Annotated in this window: 9 protein-coding genes; 1 reads left to right on the forward strand and 8 read right to left on the reverse strand. The window is 41.3% G+C overall.

Features of this window, described 5'->3' with window-relative positions; translation table 11 throughout:
• Positions 1-633 precede the first annotated feature (633 nt).
• A complete protein-coding gene (locus tag SynA1562_RS00645; RefSeq protein WP_186494275.1) occupies positions 634-1,860 on the reverse strand; it encodes a hypothetical protein in 1,227 nt (408 codons plus the stop codon).
• A gap of 54 nt (positions 1,861-1,914) precedes the next feature.
• Between SynA1562_RS00645 and SynA1562_RS00650 the strand changes: the two genes are divergently transcribed.
• Positions 1,915-3,384 (forward strand): hypothetical protein, encoded by a 1,470-nt coding sequence (locus tag SynA1562_RS00650; RefSeq protein ID WP_186494276.1) that lies wholly within the window; start codon positions 1,915-1,917, stop codon positions 3,382-3,384.
• Positions 3,385-3,748: 364 nt separating this feature from the next.
• Here the strand turns inward: SynA1562_RS00650 and SynA1562_RS00655 are convergent, their stop codons facing one another.
• From SynA1562_RS00655 to gmd, 7 genes are all read right to left on the reverse strand, one after another.
• Complete coding sequence (locus SynA1562_RS00655) at positions 3,749-6,067, reverse strand: glycosyltransferase (RefSeq protein ID WP_186494277.1); 2,319 nt, start codon at positions 6,065-6,067, stop codon at positions 3,749-3,751.
• 385 nt (positions 6,068-6,452) lie between these two features.
• Positions 6,453-7,190 (reverse strand): sulfotransferase domain-containing protein, encoded by a 738-nt coding sequence (locus SynA1562_RS00660; protein WP_186494278.1) that lies wholly within the window; start codon positions 7,188-7,190, stop codon positions 6,453-6,455.
• A 41-nt stretch (positions 7,191-7,231) separates the two neighbouring features.
• Positions 7,232-8,395, reverse strand: a complete 1,164-nt coding sequence (locus SynA1562_RS00665; protein WP_186494279.1) for a glycosyltransferase family 1 protein — start codon at positions 8,393-8,395, stop codon at positions 7,232-7,234.
• A complete protein-coding gene (locus SynA1562_RS00670; protein WP_186494280.1) occupies positions 8,392-10,287 on the reverse strand; it encodes a glycosyltransferase in 1,896 nt (631 codons plus the stop codon). The genes SynA1562_RS00665 and SynA1562_RS00670 overlap by 4 nt, the downstream gene beginning before the upstream one ends.
• Before the next feature lie 39 nt (positions 10,288-10,326).
• Positions 10,327-11,277, reverse strand: a complete 951-nt coding sequence (locus SynA1562_RS00675) for a GDP-mannose 4,6-dehydratase (RefSeq protein WP_186494281.1) — start codon at positions 11,275-11,277, stop codon at positions 10,327-10,329.
• A 127-nt stretch (positions 11,278-11,404) separates the two neighbouring features.
• Positions 11,405-12,409 carry a GDP-L-fucose synthase gene (locus SynA1562_RS00680; RefSeq protein WP_186494282.1) on the reverse strand — a complete coding sequence of 335 codons (1,005 nt, stop codon included), beginning with the start codon at positions 12,407-12,409 and terminating at the stop codon, positions 11,405-11,407.
• Positions 12,409-13,545, reverse strand: coding sequence for a GDP-mannose 4,6-dehydratase (gmd, locus tag SynA1562_RS00685; protein WP_186494283.1), 1,137 nt, complete (start codon positions 13,543-13,545; stop codon positions 12,409-12,411). Before gmd ends, SynA1562_RS00680 begins: the two co-directional genes overlap by 1 nt.

Below are 13,545 nucleotides of genomic sequence, written 5' to 3' on the forward strand. Positions count from 1 at the left end.
AGGTTATGCCCCATGACTCGAATAGATATAAACGTTGAATAGTCCATGGTTGATCTTTGTCTGAGTGCGTTTCATGAGGCGATTGGTCTTGTGAACTAGAGCCTTGGTCTGCAAGAGTTCCAGTCAGTAAAGATCTATGGTTATGAAGGCTGTTGGTGCGATCATGTCTCTCTTCATTTATCGACATCTTTGGCTAGTCTTCGCGACGCTTTGAGCAGATAATGCTTCAAAAGATATCTCTTGATCGATTCAACTCTGTTGATAATCCTTCCGCTTCAGCGATTCAAGAACAACTCCTGAAGTAGGCAGAACTAGATTGTAATTTTAAAGCAGAATATCTGGCGCCGATGAGTAAAGATTTAAGATAATTTTTTCTTGGAGTTGATAAATGAGAGCAGCTTGAGTATGGCTGCTTTCATAAAGAATCTTGGCGAGGCTACTCCAGAGGTTTAACATACTAACTTATCTAAGATTAAAGTATTAAGATCAGAGTAGAGTAAAAAATAAAGCCATGAATCATGCATTAGAAATTTATTAAGTATTTAATATTCCAAAGCATGCCTGCAAGTTAAATCGCCAAATATCTAGGAGAAGCTCTGAGCTTTAAGGCTGGAATCAAAAAGATAAATGCATTTAGAGCTTGATCCTTGCCAATATCTTTGACATTAATTCTTTTGTGTTTTTTTGTTGAGTATTGTGCTTCTGAAGCAACTCACTTTTTTTGCGTGATTCATGAAAGTAGTGATTCAATTCTTTCTGGACTTGCTGCAATTGAAGTAAGGTTAGCTTGGCTTCCTCAGATGTAGCCCTCGCTTCCAATTCTTTTTCAGCCAATGATGTCGAAGCTTGCTCTAGCTGTTGCTTGAGTTGCACCATCTGCTGATGTACTTCGTCTCTCTCCTTAGCTCTGGCATCTCGCTCTTCCATCACCAACTGCAGCTCTCCGCTCTTCTCCTCTAGCTCTTTATTTAATTTCTGGTTTGTCAAAAAGACCTGTTCTAACTCCTCTTGCGCCTGATGCATTTGAAGCAAGGAGAGCTCGGCATCCTCAGATGCAGCCTTTGTTTCTGATTCTTTTTCAGTCAGTAATGTCGAAGACTGCTCAAGCTGGTTCCTCAAATCTCCAATGGTCTTCTGCAGTTCTTCTTTCTCCTTTGCTCGGGCATCACGATCGCTTTTGGTACCAGCGAGCTGTTCTTCAAGAGCTTTCACGCGCTCTGCTCCAGCGTCCTTCTGTTGCTTGAGGTCTTCAACGGTCTTCTGCAGTTCTTCTTTCTCCTTTGCTCGGGCATCACGATCGCTTTTGGCACCTGCGAGCTGTTCTTCAAGAGCTTTCACGCGCTCTGCTCCAGCGTCCTTCTGTTGCTTGAGGTCTTCAACGGTCTTCTGCAGTTCTTCTTTCTCCTTTGCTCGGGCATCACGATCGCTTTTGGCACCTGCGAGCTGTTCTTCAAGAGCTTTCACGCGCTCTGCTCCAGCGTCCTTCTGTTGCTTGAGGTCTTCAACGGTCTTCTGCAGTTCTTCTTTCTCCTTTGCTCGGGCATCACGATCGCTTTTGGTACCAGCGAGCTGTTCTTCAAGAGCTTTCACGCGCTCTGCTCCAGCGTCCTTCTGTTGCTTGAGGTCTTCAACGGTCTTCTGCAGTTCTTCTTTCTCCTTTGCTCGGGCATCACGATCGCTTTTGGCACTAGCGAGCTGTTCTTCAAGAGCTTTCACGCGCTCTGCTACAGCCGCCTTCTCCTTTGCTCGCGCATTATATTCGGCATCAAGCGTTTGTAATCGAATTTCTGTCGTTTTCCGAAGTTCGTCGAGACACTCCTCGAACTCACTTGGCGAGGTTTGTATTGTGAAATGATCCAACCTTGACTCCAATCATTACTGCATACTACAATAACCTTAAGTTAGGCAAGGGTCATGGAGGCGGGGCAAGATGAACCAATTAATAATGTATCCAATGATTTAGGCGGTAATTGGATTAAGGGCATTAAAATTCATGCGGAAGAACTTAAGCTTATAAAAAATCGCTTGCGCTATAAAAGCATGAAAGAATTGCAAGACGAAGGAGTTTCAGCTTCTGCCAAGTATTTTATTGAAGATTCGGTATGGGGATTGAGAATTAACGAATACCTTAAAGTTGAATCCGAAAGCAAAAAGATAGCTTCTAGTCCCAAATTGGCAGCCAAGTTAGCTGCAATCGAGGTAAGTTCTGAAAAAAAATTATTAATCGCAATTGAGCTAGCAAGTAGCGGATATGAAATTAGTTCGCTTAATTCAATTTTGCAAATTATTGAAGATGAAGAGGTTGACGTAGAAGAGCGTGTTGATGCCTTTCTGCTAGTACTGAATAATATTCTTAACAATAGAAATTTAGCCCAAAGATTGTGCAAAAATGACTTGAACTCACAAGAACTGCTCTATAATATAAGTTTTGTTGAACGACTTGCTAAGTGCTTTAAAGCTGCAGTTAACTCTGCTGAAGATAGCCTAGATACTTTATCAGGAGCCATTTCTGAGACGTTAATGTCGGCATCATTGAGGGCATCTCCCAAGCTTCATAGAGATGAATCTGTCGGGTTTTGTATTGCAAAGGAAAGAAACCAAATTTCTCAAAGGCTGTCTGCTACACATAAAAAACCTGTAATTCGTTCTATCCACCACTTGGCATGCACTGGCGGAACCTTGATTTCAAAGTGCTTAGCGTCAATGTGCAATGTTGCGCTTGTTGGCGAGATCAATCCGTTCAATGAAACAGGCACAAAATATGAACTTACTAACCCTCTCCTGCTGTTGCGGAACAACTATCGAAAGCTTACTGAAGAAGAGATAATGGAAGCGTTTAAAGAACAAATAGCTAATGTGTACCGAATTTGCAAAAATGACGACGTCGATCTTATCCTACGCGATCATAGCCATACTGACTTCTTTATAGGAGATAAAATATCCAAGATTTGCCCTATCAAAGACGGGCTCGGTGATGATTATGAATTAATTTCAGTTGTAACTATACGCCACCCGCTCGATAGTTATTTGAGCATGCTTTTCAATGGTTGGGAAAAGCAATTTTATCCAAATGATATTAATGAATATAGCAAGAGGTATATGTGTTTTCTCGATAAATATAGCGATCTTCCGCTTATTCGCTATGAAGACTTCTGTGCTAATCCTGTTAGTACAATGCAGTCGATATGTGAAATTCTTGAGCTTCAGTTTAACGAAGATTTTTTGCAAGAATTTGGAGATCACAAGTTGTCTGGTGATAGTGGCCGATCGGGAACAAAAAGCATTGAGCAACGCTCAAGAAGAAAAATGCCACAAGGTCTTGAAGAGTCTTTGCAAAAATCTGAATATTATTTCAAACTTATTGAAAAACTTGGCTATTCATGATTGAGGTATTTGTGAGGCTTGATGCCTTGCAAATTTTGACTAATCACAAATTTTTAAATTTACAAGTTTACCATCAGTCTATTTTGATATATGGTATTAATTGTATGTTCGTGAGTGGTTAAAAATTGAATTTAATGAATATTGTCCCGAGGTTCAGAGTTAATCATTTTTCTTATAAGCAGACGCTTGATATGCTTTACATGCAACTTTTTTATCCGTGCATCCAGTATCTCATGGGTTATGCACGAAAATTTTATTGTATTTAACTAATAAATTAAGAAGTTTAATGAGTCTGGAGAAATTGAAAGCGAAAGAGCCTTGGCTGATATTATTGCATTGGCGCTGAACTTCCTTGCTTGCATATTTACCAATTATCCCAAAGTGATTTTAACCTTTCGCGATAGCGAGTTCCAGCTTCTATAAAACTAAATCGCTTTTGATAGTCAGCTAATACCATCGCATCACGGCTTGGATAATAAGCATTTGGATTACTGGCTATCTCGAGTCGTCGTTCCGCTATCTCTTGCATCAGCTGAGCTGCGTGATTTAGATCTGGTTCACCCCAGCAATGGCCATCGGCGTAGGGATAGGCAGCTCGAGGAATGGGTACTTCTAAGCAACGTACGGGGTGTGCGAGAGGTCCCACACAGAAATCTGCGTTGCCGCCGTAATCTGTGGCGATCACGTCAAGACCAAGTTGGAATGCTTCTGCCAAGCCTCTTCCAAAGCCTTCGGAACGATGTAGAGAAACAAATACGTCACTACAGCCATAAATTGCAAGCATCTCATCTCTCTCTAAATTGGCTTCCAGCAGATGAACGCGCGGATCCTCTTGCGCTCTGATTTGTAACCAGTTCCATTCCGGAATGAAGTTACGCGGAGGGAACGTTTTAATCAGCAACTCCACTCGTTCCGACAGGGGGTGAGTGTTGTCAGAGCGTCCTTGGATTGCTAGTAACTGAGGCAAGGGAAAGGCTTGTTGAAAAGTTTCCAACACCGCCACAGGGTTTTTACGGATGGCAGTGGAGTTGAGATCGAAGCTGTAAACAAACACAATTGCATCATTCGATAGACCGAGATGATTACGTGTAAATAGCCGGCTTGAATGAGAGTAAAATCGATTCGGTTCTGGGATTTCCGCAGCCATGTGCATCAACTGCAATGGAACATCTGCCTGAGCTGCGGGTTCCTGGAGGGCTCGGGCAGTAAATGTGCTCGATGGCCATACTTCATCCGTAACTTCCAACAGGGGCTTCCAAGCCTCTGGCCATTGACTTGTTTCCCAGGGCCAGGCGGTAATGGTGTAGCGCTGATTAAGACCACTTAACCCTTGTTTGAGCAACCATCGCGCATAGATGGGAGCCTGCATACATACCAAGTTGAAGGCGTAGGGGCCACCATCTTGATCGCTAGAGACCAGCTTATCTATGCTGCGATCAGTACATGCGGCGTCATTGCCTGCTGGGTGATGAATTACGCAACAGGGCACATCAGCAGCTTGCAGGGCGCGGGCTGCCATGCGGATGTCTTCTCCGATGCCAAATATTTCATAGGCGTGCCCTATCAGGTTTACCCCGAAGGGTCGCTTTGATCTAGAGTTTTGAGACTGTGCTAACAACTGTCTCGTGGTTATCGATGCTTTGTCTGTGTCTAGCAAACGGTAATTTTGCTTGTGGATGGCGATGAACTGCTCACAGCGCATTTTGCGTTCAACGGGTGAGCCTGGTGCATTCGGGTGCAACTGAGGATGAAGAGCTTCGAGTAACTGAATTGCTAATGATTGTCTCGCTTCTGTTTTGCTCTGAGATGGTGGGCTGGATTCTGTGGCACTGCTTAGCTGATCATCATTGAGATGCCAGTCATGGCGGAAGTCTTCCAGCGCTTTTGGATTAAGCCATGGTGCTGCTTGATCTGCGAGCTCACGTAACAGTTCAGTGTTGGTTTGGCCTGCTTTGGTTTCCGCAAGGCCGAGCTGTAGATCTAATCCAAGGTTGTGTAGGCGCGTAGTTGGCGCGGATCCAAAGTGTTTTGCGACTAGCTTTATGAATTCCAGATCAGCTTGTGTGCGCTGCTTGTTTGTAATGGTGTTTTCATGTAATCGTGTTCTACCCTGAAGGTGAGGTAGATAACCAATACGGTATGGGAAAGTCTCGAATGCTCGGAGCCAGTAATCGAAATCAAAAGCTGTTTTCAAGTGCGCATCAAATGGCCCGAGCATGAGCCCCATGGTGCGGCGAAACACCACAGAAGGTTGACAAATGAAGCAGTGTGATCGAAAGCCTTCAACGCCTGTAGTGGGCGGCAGGGTGGGATAGCGCTGACGTAAGCCTGTAGAATTGTTGAATTCTTCTCCTTCTCCGTAAAGCATCAGCCATTGGGGATTTGCTTCAAGTGCGTATGTCGCACGGGCTAGTGCACCTGGTGGATATAAGTCATCGGCATTGAGCCAGCCGATAAGGGTTCCGCGAGCGGCCTTGAAGGCTTTGTTGAGGGCATCGGCAGGACCGCTATCAGTGGTACTGACGATTCGAAGCCGAGGATCAACGACCGAGAGCCTTTCTAGAAATTGCAGACTGCCATCAGTAGAGCCGCCATCTGCTACGAGGAGTTCTAAACATTCAGCCTGATTCAGAACTGAACGGACTGCCGGTTCAAGAAAGCGACCTGCATTCAGACACGGCATCAAGACTGAAACTGAACTAATTAGCAAAAGGAGAACACTAGTGAATCCATTATTATCTTAACCTACACCGGCAGCAAATTTTTCACATATTAAAAGCATGGCTTTCAAAAATAGAGGACTATCAAGAATTAATGCCATGAGTTAGAATGACTATCCTTCAAAAAAATCTAACGTGTTCATAATGCTCAAATTTCTGTCCAGTTGAGTTGAATTAAGCATATATGCCTGCTGTACATCTGTTTTGCCAAAATTAAAAACATTATTTGCTATCGTATGCTTTACTAGATCTAGAAGGCTTGGAAGTACAAAATTGTGTATAAGTTTATTTTTAAGGTATTGATGGAACAGGTGTCAACAAATTGGTGGCATGTCGGGACAAAATAAGTTACAATAAGTAACCTAAAGGACGTACAATTTCTCTGAATTGATCTGAAAGTTGATTTATCAAATCTTGGTCCATATGATTTAAATAGTCGCCAGGATACATGTGACGAACATGTTGCCCTGTGAGGTTTGATCCCGGCTTGATGTACTTGTCGCTGCACTTGCAGGAACGAATCACTTCGTTGGAATTCACAGGTAAACCCATATGATTCATCATACAGGAAAAGAGGTGGGGCTTATTAAATAGGAATGATTCATAGTTATAAACCTGACAGGAGGCACCTTCGTATGAGAGTAAGTCATTGATTTCTATATATTGTGAAAGTACATTTACAGAATCTTCCAAAAAGATTTGTTCTTTTTCGACAAAATGAGCCTTTTCCCCTATATTAATCATCTCTTGATGAAAGTCTTGATTGCCAGGATTCGTGTGTCCCCCATCAGAAACTTTGTAGAATTGATAGTAGCGGCTAACCAAAATGTCTAATGGATGTCGAATTAAAAACACAACTTTAGTGTCAGAAAAGCACAATTCTTGCTTAGCGTAATCAGGGAGGCCTCGAAAACCTATAAATAGTTTCAGGCCTTCAGATAGCATTTTGAGATACAATCCGGGAGCAGATGAAGGCCCGATTTCAGATACAAAAGCTGCATCTTCAGGGTTACCATACTGTAAATCAACTGAAGAGAAGTATTCAGAAAGAATAGTATTAAGCATGCTGCTTCCAGCACGTTGCATCGAGATGAAGAAGCGGTAATTGTTAATTGAATCTTGCATTATTATAGTTGAACCTCTGATTGAGCCATTCGGAGGCGTAAACAATGACTTTGATCATCAGCTTCAATTGGATAATTGCCTACAATTTCAAGAAGATGAATGATTTTATCGGCCATCGCTTTCCAACTAAAATGTTTTATGTGCTCCAAACCAGCTTGTCTTTTCTTGTCTGAAAAAACAGGATCGTTGACTAATTGATCCATTACAGACAATAATTGATCGGTTGAAGATCCATCGATGTAGCAGGCTGCTTCACCACCAGCCTCGGCTAGTGAACCACATTGTGTGGTGATCACAGGGCAACCAGATGCCATAGCTTCGATGACGGGCATACCAAAGCCTTCATAAAGTGAGGGATAAATCAGACCTAAAGCACCTTGATAAGCCAAAGATAATGAGGTATCATCAAAATAAAATCGTCTAATCGGATATTTTAGATTTGCCTGAGCTTGTAGAACCCAATCTTCAAGTTTCTCATCACCACCTGCACATATTACACCATACGGCTTAATGGAAGAATCATCAGAAATAGCATTAAAAAATAAACGTGTATTCTTGTATGATTTGTATTGATCACGGGACCCTACAAATATCCAATACGGATAGTCTAAACCATGTATATTTTTAAAATCACGAAGTTCTTTTTCACTTCGAACACGAAATTTTTCTTCACTTACTCCGCAGTAACTCACATCGATAGAGTTGGAGGAGATCTCGGGATGAAATTCTTTTAGGTCATTAGCTGTACTTTTTGAGATGCAGGTATATGCACAGGCATGCTTGATTGCTGCAATCTTTTCAAGCCAGCCAGGATCATCCATAGGGAAGTCAAACTTCTCAGGAATCATGTCGTAGACCATCATTAAAGACTTTGTTTTAATTGGGAATGTATAATAACTTGATATGAAAACATCAATTTTTAGATCATCGCAGATGTGTTGAATAGCAATTGAATCAGTGCCAGAAAAACGAAAGTCTTTGCTTTTGCAAAATGGAATGTAGAAATAATTGGAAATATGCGGTACTTTATCTGACCTGTCTAAGATATAAATCTCATGTCTCCTGTTGATGTCAGATTTGTTCCACTCTTGAAGAATCGATGCCCAGACCCGAGCAATACCTGTATTAGCAATTTCGAAAAAAATAGGGTCAAAAAGTATTTTCACGTTACAGGAACGAATGATTTAGAAGAGTTTAGGCTGCGATATCGAGATTGTAACTCAATGTACGATAATAACAACTGAGAACGTCTTGGCAACGATCGAGAAGCGATGTGCAATTGATTGAATTTAGCATCTGGTATGATAAGAGTTGAGTCGTCCGTCATAATTAAATCCTTGAAGTGTTTATTTGTTATTGAAGCAACTTCTTCTATACCTTTTGTCTCTGATGATGTAGAAATACCTTCAGGATTCTGATAATAGCCAGACAAAGGAATGGGTATAAAGTAAAAGTTTTTATGAGCTTTAATGCATCTTAGCCAAAATTCCCAATCAGCAGCTGATGCATATTTTGCATCAAATAATCCGACTTCTTGATGCAAGCTTTTTCTCCATAATGGAGCGCAATGTGGGTAATTGCAGGAAATCAAAATGCCGGGAGATAAATGCGTTAAAGAGCTCTTTATTCCAATTGACTCTATTAGATTCCAAGATGGATTTGCTTCAAAATAATAGTAAAAATCGCCATAGCAAATGTCAAATGAAGGAAAACGCTCGAGGCATTCAACCTGCATACTTAAACCATAAGGAGCTCGTAAATCATCCAGGTTAGCATTTGTCAAATACTTGCCTTTCGACATTGAAACTCCTAAATTCCATGCATCGTATATAGAAATTCTATCTTCACACCTATGGTAGATAATATTTGGATGCTTGCACATGTATTCCTTGATAATTGTATTTTCGTCGCCTGGCGAGCATGCATCAATAATTATCAGCTCGAAATTGTCAAAATTTATCTGGTTAACCATATTTTCCATAAAGTTTCTTATGAATTTGTCTCCATTATATAGGCTTGTGATAATTGATAGAGAAGGGTTGTCAGGCGTTTTTGTATTATGTTCTTTATAGAAAATACTATTCTTTGCGATCCTAGCAAAGTCATTACTGCTTCGTTTGTTTAAATTCGATTTAATTTCGTCCCAATCCTTAACTGTAATATGTTGATTAGTGCCCATAATCAAAGCACCACTATGCTCAGGCTTGTGTTTATTAGTTCCAGGATTTAAAATTTTATTTCTTCCAAAAGTTTCTAATACTAAATTATTTTGCAGAAATAATGGGTCTATTGATGCTTGAATAGCTGCAAAAGCTTGCTTTCTTGTATAATCGTCAATTAAATGATGATAAGCCCATCCCCAGACCTCATATGTTGTTGGGAAACGCCCCAATATTCCGTTAAAGAGATATATGATGTACTCAGCATCGCTAAGATGAGGCAATATCGACCTTTCGTTATCTTTTCTTGATTTATATTCTTCAGAATCAAATAGTGCTTCTGCGTATATAGATACATCACCTTGTGAACATTCTAGTAAATCATCTAAACTTTTGATTTCTTCATTGGACACTGAACGAGCTAGAATTGTTTCAGCGATACGAACATGAACTGCTGTATTTACAATAATGTTTGAAGATGATTCCAAATCATCGTTGGGCAATGATCTGCTTTTGTTATTAGCCTCCTCTAAAAAGAATATTTTACATTCAGAGCTTTGTGATTGTTCCTCCAAGAATTGCTGAATTTGTATTGCCGTGTCCGGCGACTCTATGGATGAACATAAGCTGGAAATGAACCAATCTAAGGATAAAATGCTACTTGATATTAGGTTTAATTCACTCTTAAGTTGAAGAATAGTTTGCTTTAGCTCTTTTGATGCAAATTTGCATATAAATAATTGATTGAGCAAGATGCCGGCCGCATCCTTTCTTAGATATAAGCCTGATTGTTCATTTTCTTTTGCATTTTCACCTTGCATTGTTTTTTTGAGAAAAAGCAATGGAGTACCATAATAGCATTTGCGATGACGCGTGTAAATTTTTTGTTTCGCTGGCACTCTGAATGTCAAGTGCAAATCTATTAATAAATTTTTTGTTCAGAATAAATTTCCGAGATACATTTTTTTTACAATTTCTTCAATTGTTTTTGATGATGACCATCCAAGGTCTGTTTTTATTAGTTGAGGACTTAGAGCAGAGTAAGCAAGGTCTGATGGCCTTTTTAAGGAATCATCAACTTGCAAATATTTTGCTTCATTTAAGCCTGCAATATCAAATGCATGAGATACAAATTCGCGAAGAGAGCTGGTATGGCCTGAAGCAATTAAATAATCTTTTGCAATAGGAGCTTGAAGCATTAGATGCATTGCTTTGACGTAATCAGGCGCCCACCCCCAATCTCTGAAAATATTTAGATTTCCTAATTTTAGTGACTTCAAACGATTTTGCTTAATTGCAATGACACCGTCTATAATTTTTCTGGTAACGAATTTTTTTGGTCTTAGTGGTGATTCGTGATTAGCTAAAATTCCAGTGCAAGCATACATATCATATGCTGTCCGATAAGTAGCAACTTGCCAGAAAGAAGCTGATTTTGCTACCCCATATGGACTCCTTGGCTTAAACTTAGTTTCTTCCGTAGCTGCTAACATTCCACAATCTCCGAAACACTCTGAACTTCCTGCACTAAAGTATTTGATATTATTACCTAAATATCGTATTACTTCTAAAAAATTTAGCGTTGAAGATACAATTGACTCCATGCACTCTACTGGCTGATCAAATGAAAGTCCAACGCTAGTTTGACCAGATAGATTGTATATCTCATCAGGCATTACTGTTGAAACGACTTTCAAGACGCTTCTGAAATCGTTTGGCGCTAATGACGTTAGCTCAATATTATTGTCTATGTCGAGTAGAGACAGTCTTGAGACGTCGCAACTTTGGCAATCTCGACTAGTTCCTATCACTTTGTAGCCAATATCCAAGAGGTAGCGTGCTAAATATGCGCCATCTTGGCCGGTAACACCAACAATCAGAGCCTTCATGAATTGTCTTCTTTAAAATCCAGGAGCAAAGACCATAAGTAATAACTTGTATTTGTCAGTAAGTGCATAAATATAAAGTACATTCAAGCAGCCTCGAGGATTCTTTGATAAATGTATTCAGTTGTTATCATAATCGAATGCCTGAATTTGGATCCTTTAGCTGGCTCTTGAAACAATCTATTGATTCAGTTAATCCCTTGTCGAGTGATATTTTGGATTTCCAGCCAAGTTTTGTTAGTCTGCCAACATCTAATTGTTTTTTTGGGGTTCCGTCTGGTTTATCTTTGTCCCAATGGATAACGCCCATGAAACCTGTTTTTTCTGCTATTAATTCAGAAAGTTGTTTAATTGATAAATCGCTGCCGGTACCAACGTTTAAATATGGCAGCAATCTTCCTGTTTCGTCTGTTGGCGCATTGCTGCTGTTAAGGCTCCAATTCTCAAGTGAAAATACACATGCATCGCCAAGATCATCAACATGAAGAAATTCACGCATTGGCGTTCCTGTCCCCCAGCAAGTAACACTCTCTGCACCTAACTCTTTTGCTTCATGGAATCGGCGAATTAATGCAGGTAGGACGTGGCTGTTCTCGGGGTGATAATTATCTCCAGGCCCATAGAGATTCGTAGGCATTAAGCTAATCGCATCAAAGTCATATTGTTTTCTTAGTGATTCACATAATTTGATTCCAGCTATTTTTGCAATCGCATACCATTCATTGGTTGGCTCTAGAGATCCTGTTAATAGCGATTCCTCTTTAATCGGCTGCTCTGCGAATTTGGGATAAATGCAGCTGCTACCCAAAAATAGTAAGCGCCTGACTCCACTCTGCCACGCAGTTTCGATCACATTATTTTGAATTTTTAGGTTCTCCAGCAAAAAATCTGCTGGATATAGGTTATTGGCATGAATGCCGCCTACCTTGGCAGCGGCTAGCACCACAACAGTTGGTTTGTTTTTAGCAAACCATTTCTGCACAGCTTGGAGATTTAAGAGATTCAGTTCATTGCGGTTTGCAGTCAATAAATTCTTGTAACCAGAGCGTTGCAGAGCTCGACAGATTGCGCTGCCGGCCATGCCGCCATGGCCAGCAACGAAAAAGAGATCGTTTTTATTGATTAATGTCCCCATCAACCTTTGCTCCTGTTGGCCTGAATCGCTGCAGAGGTGGTCGGTGGGTTCTCCATCGATCCCACTACGTTGAATCCTTTGAGACGTAGTAACGCTTCTTTCCTGGCTTCTTCTTTGTCTGCCTCAACCATCTCGGCAACAAGTTCTTCCAGGGTGGTGGTAGGTGTCCAATCCAGTTTCTCATGAGCTTTGCTGGGATCGCCAAGCAGGGTCTCCACCTCTGCAGGTCGGAAGTAGCGAGGATCAATGCGCACAACCACTTCACCGGTGCTGCGGCGCCCCACCTCATCTACTCCTTCGCCCTCCCATATTAGCGATCCCCATCCCAGTGATTCTGCAGTGAGTTCGATGAATCGCCGGACGCTCTCCTGTCGGCCTGTTGCTATCACAAAATCTTCAGGTGGACCCTCCTGCTGAAGCATCCGCCACTGCATTTCCACGTAATCCCTTGCGTGACCCCAGTCTCTCAAAGAGTCGAGATTACCCATGTATAAGCAATCATCAAGTCCTTCATTAATGCGAGCCATGCCTCTTGTGATTTTCCGTGTCACAAAAGTTTCACCACGTCTAGGACTTTCGTGATTAAATAATATGCCGTTACAGGCATACATGCCATAGGCCTCGCGGTAGTTCACCGTGATCCAGTAGCCGTAAAGCTTCGCTACGCCATAGGGGCTTCTCGGGTAAAAAGGTGTGGTTTCTTTTTGAGGTACTTCCTGCACAAGTCCGTAAAGTTCACTTGTGCTGGCTTGGTAAATTCGACAAGTCTCAGTTAAGTTCAGAATTCGTACAGCTTCAAGGATTCTGAGTGTTCCCAGCGCATCACTATTGGCTGTATATTCGGGCGCTTCAAAGCTGACTGCTACGTGGCTTTGGGCACCCAAATTATAAATTTCATCGGGCTTAACTTGTTGGATAATTCTGATCAAATTGGTGCTATCGGTTAAGTCTCCATAATGCAGAATCAAGCGTGGGTCAGCTTCGTGCGGATCCTGATATAGGTGATCAATGCGACTTGTATTGAAGCTGCTGGCGCGACGTTTAATGCCATGCACTTCGTATCCCTTGTCAAGAAGTAATTCTGCTAAGTAACTTCCATCTTGGCCGGTGATGCCAGTAATAAGTGCTTTCTTCAT

Source organism: Synechococcus sp. A15-62 (assembly GCF_014280075.1).
Classification (GTDB): Bacteria; Cyanobacteriota; Cyanobacteriia; order PCC-6307; family Cyanobiaceae; genus Parasynechococcus.